Below are 20,164 nucleotides of genomic sequence, written 5' to 3'. Positions count from 1 at the left end.
TATTATGTAAATGATAATGATAATCTTTATCAATTAGATAATTTGATTATATCTCATGATTCTTTTTTCAGTCAATAAAATTATTAATCTACTAAATTATTGTTCCCCCTTTTTAATGAAGTGTTGTATAAAACGTTCTAACTGGAGACTTTTTGTGGTTGAAGTAACGGGAGTTTAGTTCAACAAGGTAACGACTCATTAACTTCGCATTAGACCCGTATAGCGAATTAATTTGTGAGGAAAATGAACAAAAAGTGTTCATTAACAAAAAGGAAAAAAGCGTCAAAATGACGCTTTTCAGAAGTGGTGGGTCCCCCTAACTTAAGGAGTACATTATTTTATGAACAAACGATTTAGAAAGAAATGGACAAACATGGGGATTTTTTAATAAATATTATAATGAACAACCATTTTTATTTTGTAGTCTAATGAAAAAAAACTACAATTTTCCAAAAAAACGCTAAGTATAGGTAGATCCCAATTAGAATTATAAATAAGATGAAAATCACCATATCTGAAAATTTAGGGGAATCTGCAAAACGATTTAGAAACTGGCTTGAATTTGATATTTAAATGATAAAAAGAGCATTGATAGTGTCTATTCAATGCTCTTTTTTTGATTATTTTACTGTTAAATTTAAAGCTAATTTCGGTGCTAATTCACTGTGATTTACATTAAAATAATTAACTTTCCCTCCGAAAAGAGAACTCGTTATAAAAAACTCCGATGTTTTTAACTTTTTATTTTATTTTGAAACGCTTTGTTCGTTTTTTGGAACCAATGGAATTCGATTATAGATGTGGATAATGGCACGGCCAAATGGTGCAAAAACTGTTTGCAATGCAAAAACAAGTCCGCTTACTACCAGTGATACGATGATGCTTGCGAGTACATCAAAAGGATAATGGTTTCCTACATAAACACGGGAAATCCCTGTACAAATCGCAAACAAGAGCATACCAATACCAATCTTATGATGCTTCCGCCATAATATCGCTAAAGCAATTGAAAATGTACCCGTTGCATGATCACTAGGGAACGAAGAATCTTTTGCGTGTTGAACCAGAAGATTGACATGGTGTGATACAAATGGACGATTTTCATAAAAAATATGACCTAATATAACATTAATAACTAAACCTATCACTGCGGTTAGGGCTGCATATACAACTGTATATTTTTCTTTTTCTTTGCCCAAAAACCACATTAAAAGTAAAACCAATGCAAAGAAAGGAAATGCATATTGCGTAAAGAAAACCATTAATCCATCTAAAAAGGGATGATGGCCTGCATTTTGATTGATTGCTTGAAATATTTCGTAATTCACTCTAGCCCCTCGCCTCTGTCTAAAATTTTATAATTTTTTTCAAACTAAAATTTCATTTTTGATGTTTATCATCTATTTGATTTAGGTTACAGCCATCAAACATGAACAGAAATAAGTATATAAAGTAAATCTTATCGTTCTCTAAAATAAATATTAAGAGTTCCTTAAGTCGAAAACTTACTCATAAAATAGTGCTACATTGTATTTGATTCTTTTTTTAAAATTCGGAGGCCATATGTCATATTTAATCACTTTGTTTGAACAACATAGTTACCTCATTTTATTTCTAGGGATTTTTCTAGAGCTGATGGCATTTCCTATATCAGGGGAGCTATTAATGAGTTATGCAGGGTATTTTGTATATCAAGGGAAAATGCATTATATTTTGGCACTCTTAACAGTGTTTTTTTCAGCAGGTGCTGGAATAACCTTAACATATTGGATTGGTAGAGCTGGAGGATATAGACTTATTGAAAAATACGGCAAATATATTCATCTGGGACCTGAAAGATACAGTAAAACAGCTGCTTGGTTTGAAAAGTCGGGTAGTAAGCTATTGGTTTTTGCCTATTTCATACCAGGAATTAGACACTTTACTGGTTATATTTCAGGAATTTCAAAAATGCCTTATCAAAAATTTATCTTATCTGCATATACAGGAGCATTTTTATGGGGTATGTGTTTTATTACATTAGGAAAAGTATTGGGACCAGAATGGGATTCTTTCCATCAAGCTGCAAGTAAATATTTAATTATTTTCCTTATTGTTTTGGCTGTGTCGCTAGCAGTTATTCTTACCTTTCGATTCTATAAGATACAAATAAAAGACTATTTTATCAGATTGATAAAACTGTTTATGAAACGACTTAAAACAATAAGGGCAACAGAACTATTTCTGATTTTCCTTACTGTGGCTTTAATAAGTATGGTTATTTTGATGCTTGGACTAGCTGATGATTATTTAGACAATGATTTTACCCAGTTCAATAAAATTGCCGAATATATGGTTCATTCTGCTATTTATATGAGTTGGATGAAAGGATTTCTAGTATTTCAAGCACCAATCGCATTTTGCAGCATTATTGCTATAGCCATAATTACTATCTGGACAAAGGAACGAAACAGGGGACTAGAGTATCTACTGCTTGTTGTTTCTGTAGGGGGTGCAACCCCATTTCATCAATTAATCAGGTACGCTTTTTCTTCCCTTCAATCCTTCGGGTTCATAGGGAAAATTCCTTCTACGAATTTTCCCGATTTAAATGCAACTTTTATGATTATTGTCTATGGAACGTATATATTTCTGTTAATCCGTCATTCAATGAGAAATCTATTAGCAATGGTTGTTCTATTATTAGGATTAGTCTTATTAATGGGTTTGGCAATTGTAAATATTGTATCAACCAATGTACTACCAAGTGATATTGTTGGTGGATATGTATTTGGGGGAGTCTGGATATTTTTTAATTTCTTATTGTTTGAAATGCTGCGGCTAGTCTTGGAAAAGTATTAACCGGAATAAAAGGGAAAAAAAAGGCCTAATAATCGATTATTAGGTCATTTTTTTATATTCTTTATCTGAAAGGATACAAATAATAAGTTAATATGCCAACTATTATGCCAGTAATCGCTCCAAAAAAAACTTCCTTTGGTTGGTGACCTAACAATTCTTTTAATTTTTCTCTGGACTCAGCTTTCTTGATGTTAGGATCTTTTAAAATGGCAATTAACCGATTAAAATCAACTAATAGTTTATTTAAATTTCAGCATGATACCCTGCATGTCTTCGGACACCACTAGCATCGTGCATGACAATTATAGAAACTACAACACATATTGCAAAATCATTTGCGTAAATGCCAGAAGTTAATCCAACAGCTGTAGTTAATGAAATGATTGTGGAAGTATGAGAACTTGGCATTCCACCTGTACTGAACATCAATTTCCATTTATATTCCCTTGATGTAAAGAAGTGAATTGGAACTTTTATGAATTGAGCAATCAGCATGCCTAAAAGAGCGGCTAAAATTGGATATGATAATAACATTTTTCCTCCACTCAGTTTGAATTATAGTATTCGTAACTAAACTTAACCCATTTAAAATGGGGGATGAGTATATTATTTTTTAAAATCAAAAGATTAAACCAAATTTATGGTTGAAGCGTTGCAGAAAAAAAGCAATGCTCCTTGAAGCATTGCTTCCCAAATGCAAATTATGCTATGCTGATGCCTTTCTGCTTTTAATAACTTTTACTGCTATGAAAACTAAAATAAAGCACACAATAACTGCAACCAAATATGCAATAGGATGCAAGAAATTCTGAATATTATCCCAATTGTTGCCTAACACATATCCTACGTAAGTTAAGATTGCAGACCAAATCACACTACCAATGGCAGTGTAAATGAAAAATTTACTAGGGGACATTCGGGCAATTCCTGCAGGTAAAGAAATAAAAGTACGAATTGCTGGCAAAATACGGGAAACAAATACAGTAATTTCCCCACGCTTACCGAACCACTTTTCAGGAGATTCTAAATGTCTTTTTGACAAAAATACATATTTGCCAAAGCGGTCGATGAATCTTTTTCCACCCCAATATCCAATCGCATATGCAATTAGAGAGCCGATGATATTACCAAGTGTTCCAATCAAAATAACCCCTATTATATTTAAATGACCTGTTGAAACTAAATAGCCACCAAAAGGCATAATCACTTCACTAGGTATAGGTACGCAGGCACTTTCCAAAATCATTCCTAAAAGGATTCCCCAATATCCATTAGAATTGATCCAGTTTATTGCTATGTCTCCCAATTGATGTAAGATACTCAATTTTTACTCTCCCTTAAAATACTTTTTTGCAAAAATTTTTGACAATAACCATTTAACAGTTTGCCATAAAAAATGCAATTTGCAACTTGGATTTTTATTAAAATTTTTTTATTTGTAACCTTTAAAAAGAAAAAACCCCAATTTGGGGTTTCGCAAAGGGGGAGCAATTTTAATTCAGTCAAGGGTAAGTACCCATACTTTTATTATGCTCAATAACTGAAATTTTATTACCAATTTGTGATGATAAAACCATAAATAGAAAAATATAGGGCATAATATAGACTTAAGTTTCTTTTAATAATTACTTAATACTAACTCAAAAACATTATATTATAGTAAATTTGTTGATTTTAATTTCTTTAGTAACACAATTGCTTTAAGAATAATGTTTATTTTCATAAGGAGCTGAACTTTTTTGGTCTAAAAATTAACCAATCGCTGAAAATGTTGTGGGGAAGTCCGTGCTAAGTAAGAACCACATTTAAACAATATTCTTTTGTACAGGTCAAGCTTATGGCAATGACTGTCAGAGAAACAGAAATCTTACCCCGTGATAGAATAATCAAATTAAGATTTAGTGGGTAAAAACTGAATGGAAGGAAGTTATCAATGCTAGCAGAACGAATTGAAATGAAAATGTTGCTAAACAAGGTACCAGAAGTGACTATTTATTTCTGGATCATCAAAATTTTATGTACCACAGTGGGTGAAACATTTGCTGATTTCTTGAATTTCAACCTTGGATTCGGATTAGCTAACACTACGATTATTATGGGGGTAGCGTTTTTCATTGTATTATTTATTCAATTTAGAGCAACGAAATATGTTCCAGGTATTTATTGGACAACGGTTGTTCTTATAAGCGTATTTGGAACGTTGGTAACCGATAATTTAACAGATGGGATGGGAGTACCTCTTGAGCTTAGTACAGCTGTTTTCTCCATACTGCTAGGATTAACTTTTCTTTTCTGGTATCTTAGTGAAAAAACACTCTCGATACACTCGATTTTTACAAGAAGAAGAGAAGTTTTTTACTGGCTTACCATTCTTTTCACATTTGCACTAGGAACTGCAGTAGGAGATTTATATTCCGAACAACTAGGTCTTGGTTATCTTAAAACAGGAATCACAGTCATAATTATTATTGCTTGTATATTCTTAGCATGGAAAATGAAACTTGATGGGGTACTAGCATTTTGGATTGCGTATATTTTGACTCGTCCACTTGGGGCATCAATAGGAGATTTCCTTTCTCAACCGAAAGTTAATGGCGGGATTGGGTTAGGTACAACCGTGACCAGTGTCATTTTCCTAGTTGCTATCTTAGCGATAATTGTATTTCTTGCTGTTACGAAAATTGATATAAATGCAAAAAGTGAAACAGTAGAAAAAGACAAATCAAAAGAAAGCAAGAAAAACGTTATGACACAAACTATTGTAGCACTGTGTGTTTTTTTAGTTGTTGGTGTAGGAGGTTATGTGTGGAGAAGTAATGCTATAGCAACGCAAAACCCTTCACAACAAGCCACACTAGGTGGGCAGTTAACGCCTTTTATTAGCATTGAAAATAATATGCTAAAAGATGTAAACTCAAATAACTTTACTTCTGCGAAAAGAGGTGCTGACGACTTAGAACATCAATGGGATGCATCGGAAGCGAAGCTCAGAAAAATAGATGGCACCACTTGGACAAAGATTGATGGAACAATTGACGTTGTATTAGCATCCGTCCGTTCAGGAAACCCAGATGCAAGCAAAAGCAAATCTGCACTTAATAATTCACTTAGTGTTCTTAACGGAGCAAATAAACAAACCGCTTCTTCACAAACAACATTAAAAGGGCAATTGACAGATTTTGCTACAATCGAAAGTGATATGCTAAAACAAGTAAACTCAAAGGACTTCGCTTCAGCAAAAAAGGGTGCTGACAATTTGGAACATCAATGGGACACATCGGAAGCTAAACTTCGGAAAATTGATGGCACCACATGGACTAAAATTGACGGAACGATTGACGTTGTACTAGCAGCAGTTCGCTCAGGAAACCCTGATGTAAGCAAGTGCAAAACAGCCCTTAACAATTCGCTCAGTATTATAAATGGTGCAAATAAATAAAAAATCTTAAAAACCCCCCTTCAAACGTAGTGGAAGAGGAAGCAATTAAGACTCAAGATTCAAAGTATGAAATGAAGCTGCCAATTTTGGTGGCTTCTTTCAATTATCCATTATTTTTTAGGATACGAAATTGTAAAGCAAACCTGCCCATTTTGATTCTCAGCCTTTATACTTCCATGATAAAAATGAACATTTTTGTTAGAAATGCTTAAACCTAGGCCGAAATTTCCCTTATCACCTTTACTGTTCCATTTACGGCAGGCCGCCGTACCAAACGAGCCGAAAACCTTTATGAACTTGGGCTCCTTGCCCAAACCCAGCCAACGGTTGCCCGTTGAATCGCAATATACGCTCGGACTCTATTAATCTCCTTCTTTGTTCTCCTTATTGTAATCATTTGCTCTTAAGGGCAATCAAGGATGCTACGCTAGCACTTTGCAAACTTTGTGAACTTTTTTAAGAAGAGCGTTTAAAGAACTTCACAAACTTCAAGCCCATTGACAGCCCTTTTCGCAAAGATTCGTTGAGGTCAAACAAAAAAGGAGTGATTGTGAATGAAAGTAAGTTTTCATGGATTGAAGGTAGCAAACTCAAGCACAGGATATTATGTAGGTAGATACTTTCAGAAAGACGAAGTCACTTCACAGTTTGTCCGATTAACCGATAATTTCAGCCGCAAACATGAAGCCATCGAGTGGATCGAATCCATAATGGAAGAAGTTTCGTAGAGGAAAGAAGGGTAACTCCCTCTTTTGTTTTTTTGTTTTAAAAAGTGTACCGAAGAGCATGAAAAATTTCCGGCTAAGCTAGGAATCGTGTCGCTTGCTTCGCTTTGCTCCTAATAATTGAAAGAGTGTTAGCGGCATCTTGGGGGCATTGAACCCTTAAAAATGCCGACTGGCACAAAAAAATTTATTGAAAAATCTGAAAATGTGCGCTAAGCTATTTCCTAACACTATTAAAGGGTAAAAGTTATTAGATTATTGTAAATATTCGGTTAAATCGACAAACATTTTACAATCACTCATTTATAATGGAGGAAGGTGATTCTTGTTTGTCCAATAGGTTTTTCTACATTTTTTAAAAATGGGAGATGTAAATATGGATTTTTATGGAAAGTTACCTACTGATTTTTTAATTGCTTTTTATGATGAAATGATGAAAAACATTGAAAAAGGATTATTAACGAAAAATATGTATTATGAATTAGGTTTACTGATTTCAGTTGCAAGTGACAGGGGGATTACATTAGAGCAACCATGCGACTTTGAACAGATCGTCGATCAAAAGGCTCTGGAGGATTTTATTCATTTTACGCAACATGTATCGTAATAAAGGACGGTTTGGTACCATCTTGGAACTATTATTATGTAACCATCAAAAAAAAACTAAAAAAAATTCCCGTATTCAGTGGTAAAAATACAGGACTTTTAATCAAACTTCTGTATGTTGCTGATTTTTTCCTTTTTGATACATCGTGATGAGCTCGTCTAATTTCTGACTGTAACAAAGGGTGTCATTGCTATTTAACCCAGTGTTCCCTGCAATTAGGATCAACATCTTTCTCATCTGATTGATCCGGTCCTCTAGTTCCTCCATCTCGATAACCATCATGCATTCCCCTGATTCTCTTTAACTGTTTAATTCGATAAATTGAGTTTTTCCGCAATTATTATTATGCGAAAAATTTTAAATAATTGGAATACATCTGACAAAACCCCCTAAAACATTACAAAAAATTGTATAAATAGACGAACCAAGAGCTAATAGAAAGAACGAGTGCCCTTTCTTTCAGAACGTACCTGTCGCTTTTTCACTGACGACGCTACCACAACTTAATCTTCTCAAGACATGAGCTGCAAATAAGGTCATATTGACGAAAAACAGGTTATACCAGTTACTGGTATAACCTGTTTTGACTGCTAATCTAACTATCTAAAAAAGGGTTAAAATACTTTATGCTGCTAAATCACTCTTTGGACCGAAGAATTCAAAATGGATTCTCTCTTCTTTTACTCCCAATTCTTTTAAGGAACGGTAAATTGCTTTCATGAATGGAGTGGGACCACAGAAATAAAAGTCCGCATCTTGAAAGACCACATTGTCCTTCAGCCAATTTTTAGATATATATCCTTCAAAGTCAAAGTTATGATTTTTACGGTCTTCTTCTGTTGGTGAATCATAAAATACAAAGGATTTTACGTTCTCCCTTTCTTCAATCAACTCAACTTCATCTCTTAACGCATGAACGCTGCTATTTTGTGCGGCATGAATAAATGTAACCTCTCGTTCCGGCTGAACCTCAACTACTGTTTTTAACATACTCATCATCGGAGTAAGTCCAACGCCGCCGCTCAACAGCACAACAGGTGATTTCTTTTTTAAATCAAGGGTAAAGTCTCCAGCTGGGGCACTTATCTTAAGCACATCTCCCTCATTGACATGGTCATGGAGATAATTTGACACCTTGCCTTCTGGAATATCAGTACCAACTTCGCGCTTTACGGTAATTCGATAATAGCCCTTTCCTGCCGCATCAGAAAGGCTGTATTGACGAATATGGGTTTATTCCTCACCAGGGATTTCCAGCTTAATGCTGATATATTGACCTGGTTGAAAGCCAGCGATTTCTTTGTGATTTTCAGGTATAAGGTAAAAGGATGTAATGACGTCACTTTCTTCTACTTTGCGGTCGACGATGAAGTGACGGAATACATCCCAGCCTCCTTTCTGATTGGCTGCTTCGTTGTACATTTCTGCCTCAACACCTATAAAGGCATCCGCAATTACTCCATAGGCTTGAGTCCAAGCATCAATTATTTCGTCCGTTGCAGAATCACCAAGTACATCCTTGATTGCCAGGATTAGATATTTCCCTACGATCGGGTAATGTTCCGGTTTGATCCCCAAACTGCGGTGTTTTTGGGCAATCTGATTAACGACTGGAAGGATTGATTCAAGGTTATCAATGTACATGGCTGCTGCATATACAGCACTTGCAAGTGCTCTTTGCTGTTTTCCTTGCTTTTGGTTTGCATGATTGAATATATTAAGTAATTCAGGATGTGCCCCAAACATTAATTGATAAAATCGGGTCGTAATTTTTTCTCCGTGTTGCTCCAAAACCGGGACAGTTGATTTTACAAGGTCAATCCTTTTTTGGTCTAACAAAACAAACACTCCTTTGTAGTTATTACTGTTTTCATAGGGTTTATTATAGGGAGCATTATACATAGAATGTGTGATTTAAATCACACGAATGTATATTCAAAAACCCTTGGCAAACGCATTCATTCTTTTATTTATTGATGTCCATCCTTTCTTTATATTTTTTTTATAAAAAAGTGACAAATTCGTGACATTCGGGTGAATTTACTCAGAGTTCCATCTAATTTAGCCGGTGCACCAGAGCCTTTCCGGCAAGAAGCTAAGAAAGCTAGTCAATCGGTCAAGGGGTAAAAAAACTTTTTTGCTTAATGGCGACTAGCGCAACAGCAAAAAAATTTTGTGCAAAGAGCAGCATGGCTGCACCACAAAGAATGAAAATGGATAGTGATACTGACTTTAATCCAGTCAATCCAATCTATAGGCTTGCTAATTTAACACTCTCCTCTTTTATTGAGCAGGGTCTTCTTAAGTATTGTCACTTCTCTATTTTTGAAGAAACTTATTTTCAGGATAGCTGAATAAGGGAAATTTCCTTTGCCCGTACTTCTTACTTTACAAAACTATCCATGCTCTGTCCCTACCCTCTGATTTTCACCTCTTTCCCCTGTATATCTAGGAGGATTTTTAGACTGCTTATTTCTAATGGCTCCGGGTCAATATCTTGGGCATAATACAGTTTATATACATAGAGAGGGGGATAGTATGAGGCTGAAAAATGGAGATTTTTATACAAATGTTTTTACCAATAAGTTATATAGGTTAAATGAAGATAAAGATAGTAGCTGGAACTTGAGTTTGCGTGATGAAGAAGGTTATCATGAAACAGATAAAGTATCAGGGCGTGATATGATTAAATTGGTAAAAGGTAGTTATAAAAAAAGCTAATAAAAAAGCTACCCCATGCCTGTCATAGTACCTGTAATCAAATTTTTTTAATGAAAAGTAGGAAAAACTTAAAACAATATAAGATGTTCCAAGGAAAAAGTCGCCTTTATGTCGAATATTGTAAATAAAGGGGATTATCCAATGAATAAAGTTGAGTTATTAAAAAAATTACTAAATAGTAGTCGAGGTAATTTGTTTTCACTAGAGATTCCTACTACAAAAGAAAGTGAAAAAAAGATTCAAGAAATGGTTAGAATATTAGAAGCAGAAAAAAGAATTAAATTAAGAGAATATGTACAGAGAGAATACTCAGTTTATTTACATGGAATAATTAAGTATGCATCCGAATAATTGGATGCATTTTTTATTGGGGTGAATCACCATAGTGTTCTTCAAGTTATACAGTAAGCCAGGATGCGCATAGAATTTTTATGAGATTTAGAAATTGTGAACCTTCATAACTCACTGAGCCAATAAATGCTTGGGGACATGCACGTAACGAGTGAAGTTAATATTTTTATTTCAAACCAAAATAAAAAACATCCCGAAGGATGCTATTCACTGTTCTTCGATGATTTTGGTGAATCAATCACTTTACCATCTTTTGTAGGATTCATCACATAATATATTGCAGTACACAATCTTGCTTCAATAGATGTCAAACTAGGTTTAACAATCTCACCATCGAGTTTTTGCTTTTCTATTTTAGCAAACATTCCTAATGCCCGGGAAGTTAAATCTAAAGCCCTTTTTAGTTTAGTAATATCATTATCATAATCTTTGTCCGTAACTTGAGATGAAATTTCATCTGCAATTTTAATAATTTTTTCAAGTCTTTGATACTCGTCCAAATTCACCATCTCCCAATAGATATTATGGAATGATGATTTACTTTATTACTGTAAAAAAAGGAGATTCCCCAAGAGGAATCTCCCTTTCACATTTAAAAGCGTTTTCGGTTTCTTTTCTTTTTTAGTTTGGTTAGAGCCTTTGCAGGCTAGGGAATCTCCTTCTTAGCTTGCTGACTAAAAGAGGAAACGCGTAAAAATATCCAAATTCTTCCATAAGGAAGGGTAAAAAGGAATGGAAAAATTTCAATGAACTAGGAGAAAATAAAAATGATTTAAAGGAACGCTATGATTAAAGCTCAATGTATATTTTGGCACTATGTTGATTGGATTGGAAGGCGCGATTTCCTGTGAGAAAAGCGGGTCAAGGGAGACTCCCGGACCATCCGTGGAAAGCGAGTGCCTGAAGCGGAAATCAACAGGCATGTTTAACAGAAAGTTTAAAGGATTTAAACAAAATTTTAATTCTAAGTGAGGAAGCAGAATGAAAGTAGTAAAACCGCCAAAGAAGCCGCTAATCTATTATTACATATTGATATTAATTGTTATCATGCTTCTAAATACTTTCGTTTTTCCGGCAATAGTTCATTATTCAATTAAAGATGTAGATTATGGGACATTTTTAACAATGGTTGATCAAGGAAAAGTAAAACAAGTAGAAATTCAAGATGATTATATTACCTTTGGTCTGAAAAATGACAATGTAGTCTTTAAGGCAGGAACTATGAATGACCCTGGATTAGTGGACCGGCTCCATAAGGAGAATGTTAAATTTTCTAAGGTAATACCGATGCAAAACTCACCGCTTATCAATTTCTTTTGGACATGGATAGCCCCTTTACTGATTTTTTTAGCTCTAGGTCAATGGCTGACGAAAAGAATGCAAAAAGGGATGATGGGAGGCGGTGGGAATCCCTTCTCCTTTGGGAAGAGCAATGCAAAAGTATATGTAGAATCAGAAACAGGGATCACCTTTGCTGATGTCGCAGGCCAGGATGAAGCCAAGGAGGCGCTCCAGGAAATTGTTGACTTCTTGCATAATTCAAAAAAGTATATCGACATTGGCGCTAATATCCCCAAGGGGGCTTTGTTGGTGGGGCCTCCAGGCACAGGGAAGACCCTTTTGGCAAAGGCAGTTGCAGGGGAATCTAAGGTACCGTTTTTCTCAATGTCCGGTTCGGAATTTGTTGAGATGTTTGTTGGCATGGGTGCGGCAAGAGTCAGAGATTTATTTAAGCAGGCTAAAGCAAAAGCCCCATGTATTGTCTTTATTGATGAGATCGATGCCATCGGGAAAAGCCGTAATTCAGGAATTTCTGGCGGTAATGATGAGCGTGAGCAGACATTAAATCAGCTCTTAACGGAAATGGATGGATTTGAACCTGATAAAGGCATCGTAATCCTTGCAGCTACCAATCGACCTGAAACGCTGGATAAAGCCCTTTTAAGACCTGGAAGATTTGACCGGAGAGTCCCTGTGGAACTACCTGATTTAGCAGGGCGAGAATCAATTTTGAAGGTTCATGCCAAAAAAGTAAAGTTAGCGGATGATATAGATTTTAATGTCATTGCTCGGGCGACATCTGGCGCATCAGGGGCCGACTTAGCCAATATCATCAATGAAGCTGCACTTAGGGCGGTTAGAATTGGCCGTAACAGGGTGATCCAAAGTGACTTGGAAGAGTCAGTAGAGGTGGTCATTGCGGGCTATCAACGTAAAAATGCCGTGATTTCGATGAAAGACAAATTAACGATTGCCTATCATGAGATTGGCCATGCACTGGTTGCTGCCAACCAGAGTCATTCGGCACCTGTTCATAAAATAACAATCATCCCAAGAACTTCAGGAGCTTTAGGCTATACGATGCAGGTAGATGAAAAGGAAACAGTGCTGATGACGAAGGAACAGGCGCTGGATAAAATTACGACCTTTATGGGCGGCCGGGCTGCGGAAGAAATTATTTTTAAAAGTATAACTTCTGGTGCATCTAATGATATTGAACAGGCGACCAAGATAGCCAGATCAATGGTAACTCGGTTTGGAATGAGTGATGAATTCGATATGATGGGTCTAGAAACAGTGAATAACCCTTATTTAGGTGGAGACACGACACTATTGGTATCGGCAGAAACAGCCTCCAAGGTGGATTCGGAGGTTCTCAGAATCATTAAATCCTGCCATCAGAAAGCAAAGCAGATCTTAACGGATAATATTGATAAATTACATGAATCGACCAAGTACCTGTTAGAAAAGGAAACTATAACAGGAGAGGAATTTATGAAGATTCTTTCAGGAAAACACGTTGAAACTGATTTCTAATTGTTAAACTTACGAAGGTTGGAACGGGCAGTTCAACAAATGGTTATGTTGTTAATATGGAAAAAATGGGATTAGTGAAAGACATGGTCAACAGTCAGGCAGTGTAATATAAAGGATAAATGATTCGAAAATTGTCTATACCATTAAAAATGGAAGAAATATAAACTAAATGTGGCCTAACTCATTTCTCGATTTTTATTTACAGCTGTTAAATTTACGAATTTAAGTACTAATGGATATTTGGATTAGAAATTTTTTAAAACCTCATTTTTATATGTTACGGTGAACCGGACCATAAGCAACTGCAAAAATTTAGATCTCCACTCCACCTTTTTTTTAAAAGGCGAAAAAATAATTTTTGATAGGATAACAAGATGAAAAAAGAAGTCACTTTTAAGGTAAAGGGCAAGTTTGTAAATAAGTATAAAAGCGGTTATCCGCTCATATCAAAAGAAGCCATACTGAACTTGAACGAAGCTGCCGAAGAAGGAACTATAATCCGGCTCGTTGATGAAAAGAATAAATTCATAGCAAAAGGCTATTTTGGCAAACAAAATAAAGGTTATGGATGGGTTCTAAGCAGAAGCGAGAATGAACAGATTGACCAAAGGTTTTTTCTGAACAAAATAAGGGATGCAATCAAGTATAGAGAGTCGTTTTTTAATAGCATAGATACTAATGCCTTCAGAATAGTGAATGGCGAAGGCGATGGTTTGGGCGGATTGACCATTGAATATTTTGATGGCTACTATTTAATCAACTGGTACAGCAAAGGAATTTACCACTTTCGGGATTATATAATAAATGCGCTAAAAGAATTGACTAAATATAAAGCCATTTATCACAAGAAAAGATTTGATGTCAGCGGAAAATATATTGAAGATGATGATTTTGTAACAGGAGAAAGAGGAACATTTCCGATTATCGTGAAAGAAAATGGAGTAAACTTTGCTGTTTACTTAAATGAAAGTGCCATGGTTGGTGTATTTTTAGATCAAAGAGATGTAAGAAGAAAAATTCGGGATGCTTATGCGGACGGAAAGAATGTACTGAATACCTTTTCCTACACAGGAGCTTTTTCAGTGTTTGCTGCCTTAGGAGGCGCAATTAAAACGACAAGTGTGGATGTAGCAAATAGAAGCTTTCTGGAGGATATCGAACGAATCCTCAAAGATACTCCAGAAGAAAAACAAACCTTGCTGTTCTCTGCAACAATGCCAAAACCGATTCAAAATCTTGCGGAAAGGTTTATGAATGATCCGGAGTTAGTAAAGATAAAAGCGAAGGAAGTTACTTCTCCATCGGTAAAGCAAATATTTTATGAGGTTAATGAACGAGATAAATTTGAAGTTCTTTGCCGTTTGCTTGACGTGGATAACCCGGAATTAGCCGTAATTTTTGGAAGAACAAAAAGACGCGTGGATGAATTAAGTGATGCATTGAATAAAAGAGGGTATCTTGCTGATGGGTTGCACGGAGATTTAAGTCAACGACAGCGAGATGTGGTGATGAATAAATTTCGTGAGGGAAACATTGATATTTTAGTTGCGACCGATGTGGCTGCGAGAGGAATTGATGTATCGGGGGTTACCCACGTCTACAATTTTGACATTCCTCAAGACCCGGAAAGTTATGTTCACCGAATTGGCAGAACGGGGCGAGCTGGTAAGACGGGGTTAGCTATTACATTTGCTACACCGAGGGAAATTGGACAGATTCACAGTATTGAAAAAGCCTCGAAAGGAAAGATCCAGCGTAAATCAATACCGACTGTAGCAGAGGCAAAAGAGTCTATACAGAGAGCCGCAATAGAAAAGATGATTCAACTGGTTGAAGAGGAGGAATACAAGCAATTTAAACAAGCAGCAAACGAATTGCTCGAACAATACGATTCGATAGCGTTAGTTGCAATTGCCTTGAAATTGTTGTCGAAGGAACAGAGGTATATTCCTGTGGAGCTAACATCCGAGGCGCCTAGATATTCCAATAAGTCTAAAGTAAAGGTACAAGAGAAACAAAGGAGAAACTATAAAGGGAATAGGGAATTTGGAGGAAAAGGGGGAAATGGTAAACGTAAAAATACTTCCAAGTCCCCTCGAAAAAAAGAAAGTATTCCTTTACTTGGAAAAACCAAATAGGGATATTCTATATCTCACCACTTTTTTTTAAGTATCCGTAGCCCTAATCCAACAGTTAATAATAAGCTTTCTTGCAAACACATTCGAAAAATCTATTCTTTAAAAGATTTTTTTTGTTCGGTGTAAAGGATAGCATCATTAAAGCTTTTCGTCTTAATCATCACTGATAGCGGATAGTATTACATTGTGTGTATCTACACACTTGGAGGCAACACAAATGGAAAAAGGTAAAGTAAAATGGTTCAACAGTGAAAAAGGCTTCGGATTCATCGAACGTGAAGGTGGAGACGATGAATCCGTTCTTTTTCAGCGATACAAGGTGAAGGGTACAAAACACTTGAAGAAGGTCAAGCTGTGACTTTTGACGTTGAGCAAGGACAACGTGGATCCCAAGCTTCATACGTTCATAAAGCTTAATTATAAGGATGCATATAGAAAGGCTCTTATTCTAGAGTCTTTTTTTATTTACTTATTAAAATAAAAACCCCACTCACACGTGAGTAAGGAATGGAGGTCGGTAAATCAAATCAAATAATAAAATTAGTGCAACATACAATTACGAAATTTCCACATTATAATATATATGGTAGAAGGATCGCTCTTTTTATATTTTATTTCTTTAAATCGAGGGATTACTTCTCATTATTTTTTTTATATGTATTTTTGAGACAAATTGGAGTCTAATTTAAAGGCGGTAAACAGGAAATTTTCCACCAAACTCATCTGCAGGAAATTTATCTTTGCTGTAAGTTAATGACGATTAATTGTTATTATTCTTTAATTAATTCTTCTTCAAAGAAAAAGGTATTTAGATATTCATTAACAATGTAAGAGTACCTTTTCATGTTTTTAACATACTGACATTTATAGATTGTTACTGATTCACCGGAGGCTTTAATTTTACTTTTTCCCCAATAGTAAAAAGACTTTCCCTCATACTTCTCACCCTTTCTAGAAACCAAAATAATTAAATAATAAACGATTACTTATTTTCTTTAATGCATACATATTATATAAGCTTGGCAGAACTTCTTAATAATATCTAGCTTTTAGCATAAAATTGATTTTTCTATTCTGCTGATATGAGCGAATTTATGTGTAATAAGGAAGATACGTTGTGTTTTGCTAAGGAAGATGGTTACTAATACAGCAGATCCGTAAGTATATCCTTTGGGGGGAAATTGCAGCTGAGTTGTACCAGGGATCCAAAAAATATGGATACATCATTAAAAAAGCTGAAATTGAACAATTCGCGATGTTCAAAAAACAAAAATTTAACTTGAGTACCCAATCAGTTAAGTCTTATTTGGGGGAATTTTTTAGAACAGACCAAGAATTAATTCGTTAAAAAGTCAGCCCTTGTCCATTTCATTTCATTATCTTGTACATATATTATTATTGCCAACCATCATTGTAACACCAACATATACATTACCTTCTTTTATTTAAAGAGCGTTTGCCTATAAAGCAGACGTTTCTTTGCATTTATAGGCAAATCGTATATTTTGCCTTTTCAATATGATGTTTGTCCAATCAATTCTTGTCTTATGAAATAGGATACAGAGTGATTGTTTATTTCGGATATTCTAACAGGTGGTGATAAGTATGTTTGGATTCGGAGGAGGCTTCGGAGGCTGCGGCTGCGGCGGTTTTGGCTATGGCGGAGGTTTCGGCGGAGGAAGTACATTTGTTTTAATTGTAGTATTATTTATCCTTTTAATTATTGTTGGTACTTCTTTTGTTTTTTAATAAATCAATACACGTTCTAGCGGAAAGAATGATTAGGCTGGAGGTGTAATAAATGGACGGAATAGGAAATAGTTTTGCGTTAATCGTCGTATTGTTCATCCTTCTTATCATCGTTGGTACAACATTTATGTTCTACTAATAATAAGATAGATGGAGCAGGAAAAATTCCCTTTATGAGGTCCTTTTTTCGATTATCAATATCAGCATTATTTAAAGTCGATTTTCTTAGCATAGGAAATATCGGCTTTTTTGATGTTGAAATTTGTTTAGCTCATATTTCCAGCATATAGCTGTTTGGACCCCTTATTGCACTAGGCAGTATAGAAAGGTCTCGAAATCGACTCCCGAACAAGACGGCTTCATTTCACGCTGCTCTTGGATGATGCTTAAAAAAATATTATAAAGGGTAATGCGTTGACTTTGTCAACGTTTTAAATTATTGTCAAGTTGACTAAGTCAACAGGAGGGGAGAAGATGAAACGCTCAATTAAACGAATCATTGAAGCGTACCCGAAATTAAAAGGTAAATTAAAGTCTTATCAAAACATTGTAACAGTGGAAGAAGCAATGAAAGGATTAACAGACGTTGAAGCTGTATTTTTAAAATTAGCCTGGTTTTTTGAAGCACCCCAACAGGAAAGTTTTAATATTGGATTATTTTATCTTCATTTAGATAATGAATGGCTTGAATTCGCGTTAGAATTAATGAATCAGTTCTTTCATGAGGATACGTATTTAATTCAAAAACCTACCAATTCCATTCTTAGAGAAACGCAGGATCATTATTTTAATCAAAAGCAGTTTGCTGATTTCTTATCGGAACAGTGCTTGAATTATGATAAACGTAAATTAAATGTGTATTACAGTCGAGGGAAAATACCGAAAGCAGATGTTGAACTTTCTGGTACACCCTATTGGAGCAAGTCTACAGTCGAAGGGTTTTGCAAACAGGAGAAGGAAAGATTGAAAAAGGATAAAGTTATCCTGGGTAAGAAAAAATTCTTAAATTCAGATAGGTAAGAATGGGCTGGATAGTCTTAAAAGGCTATCTAGTTTTAAAATGATTGCGAAACTGAGGAGTAGTATTCAGAAACTCCAAGGTAAAATAGGTAATAAGGCAAAAAAATTATTGTACTAAACAAACAGAAATGTTACCTTATAAAAGCTGCTTCAATAAAAAGTTCAATTGAAAATAAAATTTTTAAGAATAAAGTAATTTTTAGTTGATATTTATGAACCAACATGATAAGATATTTTTTGTCGCTAAATTAAATAGTGATTTGACAGTAAATTTGTTCTTTGAAAACTAAACAAACTAAGACGTGTAAACAAACTATAAACATTCATTTCGATGTGAAATGAAGCCAACGTAACTTATGAGCTAATCAACTTTCTTGGAGAGTTTGATCCTGGCTCAGGACGAACGCTGGCGGCGTGCCTAATACATGCAAGTCGAGCGAATCAATGGGAGCTTGCTCCCGCTGGTTAGCGGCGGACGGGTGAGTAACACGTGGGCAACCTGCCTGTAAGACTGGGATAACACCGGGAAACCGGTGCTAATACCGGATAATCCTTTTCCTCTCATGAGGAAAAGCTGAAAGACGGTTTCGGCTGTCACTTACAGATGGGCCCGCGGCGCATTAGCTAGTTGGTGAGGTAACGGCTCACCAAGGCGACGATGCGTAGCCGACCTGAGAGGGTGATCGGCCACACTGGGACTGAGACACGGCCCAGACTCCTACGGGAGGCAGCAGTAGGGAATCTTCCGCAATGGACGAAAGTCTGACGGAGCAACGCCGCGTGAGCGATGAAGGCCTTCGGGTCGTAAAGCTCTGTTGTTAGGGAAGAACAAGTACCGGAGTCACTGCCGGTACCTTGACGGTACCTAACCAGAAAGCCACGGCTAACTACGTGCCAGCAGCCGCGGTAATACGTAGGTGGCAAGCGTTGTCCGGAATTATTGGGCGTAAAGCGCGCGCAGGCGGTCCTTTAAGTCTGATGTGAAAGCCCACGGCTCAACCGTGGAGGGTCATTGGAAACTGGGGGACTTGAGTGCAGAAGAGGAAAGCGGAATTCCACGTGTAGCGGTGAAATGCGTAGAGATGTGGAGGAACACCAGTGGCGAAGGCGGCTTTCTGGTCTGTAACTGACGCTGAGGCGCGAAAGCGTGGGGAGCAAACAGGATTAGATACCCTGGTAGTCCACGCCGTAAACGATGAGTGCTAAGTGTTAGAGGGTTTCCGCCCTTTAGTGCTGCAGCTAACGCATTAAGCACTCCGCCTGGGGAGTACGGCCGCAAGGCTGAAACTCAAAGGAATTGACGGGGGCCCGCACAAGCGGTGGAGCATGTGGTTTAATTCGAAGCAACGCGAAAAACCTTACCAGGTCTTGACATCCTCTGACAACCCTAGAGATAGGGCTTTCCCCTTCGGGGGACAGAGTGACAGGTGGTGCATGGTTGTCGTCAGCTCGTGTCGTGAGATGTTGGGTTAAGTCCCGCAACGAGCGCAACCCTTGATCTTAGTTGCCAGCATTCAGTTGGGCACTCTAAGGTGACTGCCGGTGACAAACCGGAGGAAGGTGGGGATGACGTCAAATCATCATGCCCCTTATGACCTGGGCTACACACGTGCTACAATGGATGGTACAAAGGGCTGCAAAACCGCGAGGTTGAGCCAATCCCATAAAACCATTCTCAGTTCGGATTGTAGGCTGCAACTCGCCTACATGAAGCCGGAATCGCTAGTAATCGCGGATCAGCATGCCGCGGTGAATA

The 20,164-nt window shown here is 36.5% G+C and carries 16 protein-coding genes, 1 rRNA gene and 3 pseudogenes (1 of these 20 running past the window's edge); 13 read left to right on the top strand and 7 right to left on the bottom strand.

The genetic code is table 11. The features are described 5' to 3' along the window. Positions 1-746 precede the first annotated feature (746 nt). Positions 747-1,328, bottom strand: coding sequence for an undecaprenyl-diphosphatase (locus ACZ5XR_RS29140; protein ID WP_464502786.1), 582 nt, complete (start codon positions 1,326-1,328; stop codon positions 747-749). Between the two features lie 337 nt (positions 1,329-1,665). On the opposite strand from ACZ5XR_RS29140, the gene ACZ5XR_RS29135 reads away from it, so the two are divergent. Continuing rightward, positions 1,666-2,841 carry a DedA family protein gene (locus ACZ5XR_RS29135; protein ID WP_464502785.1) on the top strand — a complete coding sequence of 392 codons (1,176 nt, stop codon included), beginning with the start codon at positions 1,666-1,668 and terminating at the stop codon, positions 2,839-2,841. 61 nt (positions 2,842-2,902) lie between these two features. On the opposite strand, the gene ACZ5XR_RS29130 is transcribed toward ACZ5XR_RS29135, so the two are convergent. The 3 genes from ACZ5XR_RS29130 to ACZ5XR_RS29120 form a co-directional block, all read right to left on the bottom strand. After that, entirely contained in the window at positions 2,903-3,031 is a 129-nt protein-coding gene (locus ACZ5XR_RS29130; protein ID WP_464502830.1) for a divergent PAP2 family protein, read from the bottom strand. 53 nt (positions 3,032-3,084) lie between these two features. Next, positions 3,085-3,375: a divergent PAP2 family protein gene (locus ACZ5XR_RS29125; protein ID WP_464502784.1), complete on the bottom strand. Its 291-nt coding sequence runs from the start codon at positions 3,373-3,375 to the stop codon at positions 3,085-3,087. A 172-nt stretch (positions 3,376-3,547) separates the two neighbouring features. Then, positions 3,548-4,165: a DedA family protein gene (locus tag ACZ5XR_RS29120; RefSeq protein WP_464502783.1), complete on the bottom strand. Its 618-nt coding sequence runs from the start codon at positions 4,163-4,165 to the stop codon at positions 3,548-3,550. Between the two features lie 609 nt (positions 4,166-4,774). On the opposite strand from ACZ5XR_RS29120, the gene ACZ5XR_RS29115 reads away from it, so the two are divergent. The 3 genes from ACZ5XR_RS29115 (at position 4,775) to ACZ5XR_RS29105 (ending at position 7,612) form a co-directional block, all read left to right on the top strand. Continuing rightward, entirely contained in the window at positions 4,775-6,280 is a 1,506-nt protein-coding gene (locus tag ACZ5XR_RS29115) for a COG4705 family protein (protein WP_464502782.1), read from the top strand. A gap of 554 nt (positions 6,281-6,834) precedes the next feature. Continuing rightward, positions 6,835-7,008, top strand: a complete 174-nt coding sequence (locus tag ACZ5XR_RS29110) for a hypothetical protein (RefSeq protein ID WP_464502781.1) — start codon at positions 6,835-6,837, stop codon at positions 7,006-7,008. 373 nt (positions 7,009-7,381) lie between these two features. Beyond that, entirely contained in the window at positions 7,382-7,612 is a 231-nt protein-coding gene (locus ACZ5XR_RS29105) for a hypothetical protein (protein WP_464502780.1), read from the top strand. Positions 7,613-7,714: 102 nt separating this feature from the next. Here the strand turns inward: ACZ5XR_RS29105 and ACZ5XR_RS29100 are convergent, their stop codons facing one another. Then, complete coding sequence (locus tag ACZ5XR_RS29100) at positions 7,715-7,894, bottom strand: Spo0E family sporulation regulatory protein-aspartic acid phosphatase (RefSeq protein ID WP_464502779.1); 180 nt, start codon at positions 7,892-7,894, stop codon at positions 7,715-7,717. A 342-nt stretch (positions 7,895-8,236) separates the two neighbouring features. Beyond that, positions 8,237-9,451: pseudogene (gene hmpA, locus ACZ5XR_RS29095) on the bottom strand (NO-inducible flavohemoprotein). A 699-nt stretch (positions 9,452-10,150) separates the two neighbouring features. Between hmpA and ACZ5XR_RS29090 the strand changes: the two are divergent. Further along, positions 10,151-10,333 carry a hypothetical protein gene (locus tag ACZ5XR_RS29090; protein ID WP_464502778.1) on the top strand — a complete coding sequence of 61 codons (183 nt, stop codon included), beginning with the start codon at positions 10,151-10,153 and terminating at the stop codon, positions 10,331-10,333. A 141-nt stretch (positions 10,334-10,474) separates the two neighbouring features. After that, entirely contained in the window at positions 10,475-10,684 is a 210-nt protein-coding gene (locus ACZ5XR_RS29085) for a hypothetical protein (RefSeq protein WP_464502777.1), read from the top strand. Positions 10,685-10,887: 203 nt separating this feature from the next. Here the strand turns inward: ACZ5XR_RS29085 and ACZ5XR_RS29080 are convergent, their stop codons facing one another. Next, on the bottom strand, positions 10,888-11,184 hold the full coding sequence (locus ACZ5XR_RS29080) for a hypothetical protein (RefSeq protein WP_464502776.1): 297 nt from the start codon (positions 11,182-11,184) through the stop codon (positions 10,888-10,890). A 481-nt stretch (positions 11,185-11,665) separates the two neighbouring features. Here ACZ5XR_RS29080 and ftsH point away from each other — a divergent pair, with 481 nt between their 5' ends. The 7 genes and pseudogenes from ftsH to ACZ5XR_RS29045 all read left to right on the top strand — a co-directional run. Further along, positions 11,666-13,501 carry an ATP-dependent zinc metalloprotease FtsH gene (gene ftsH / locus ACZ5XR_RS29075; RefSeq protein WP_464502775.1) on the top strand — a complete coding sequence of 612 codons (1,836 nt, stop codon included), beginning with the start codon at positions 11,666-11,668 and terminating at the stop codon, positions 13,499-13,501. A 374-nt stretch (positions 13,502-13,875) separates the two neighbouring features. Then, complete coding sequence (locus ACZ5XR_RS29070) at positions 13,876-15,639, top strand: helicase-related protein (RefSeq protein ID WP_464502774.1); 1,764 nt, start codon at positions 13,876-13,878, stop codon at positions 15,637-15,639. 217 nt (positions 15,640-15,856) lie between these two features. After that, positions 15,857-16,056 (top strand): annotated as a pseudogene (locus ACZ5XR_RS29065) (cold-shock protein). A 1,260-nt stretch (positions 16,057-17,316) separates the two neighbouring features. Next, positions 17,317-17,388 (top strand): annotated as a pseudogene (locus tag ACZ5XR_RS29060) (YjcZ family sporulation protein); the annotation flags it as partial. 52 nt (positions 17,389-17,440) lie between these two features. Beyond that, positions 17,441-17,527, top strand: a complete 87-nt coding sequence (locus ACZ5XR_RS29055; RefSeq protein ID WP_464502829.1) for a YjcZ family sporulation protein — start codon at positions 17,441-17,443, stop codon at positions 17,525-17,527. Between the two features lie 335 nt (positions 17,528-17,862). Beyond that, a complete protein-coding gene (locus tag ACZ5XR_RS29050; RefSeq protein WP_464502773.1) occupies positions 17,863-18,408 on the top strand; it encodes a hypothetical protein in 546 nt (181 codons plus the stop codon). 371 nt (positions 18,409-18,779) lie between these two features. Next, a 16S ribosomal RNA gene (locus tag ACZ5XR_RS29045) occupies positions 18,780-20,164 on the top strand; it runs 165 nt beyond the window's last position.

The sequence above is a fragment of the Neobacillus sp. Fa239 genome (assembly GCF_055395235.1).
This window is presented reverse-complemented; position numbering and strand designations above follow the sequence as displayed.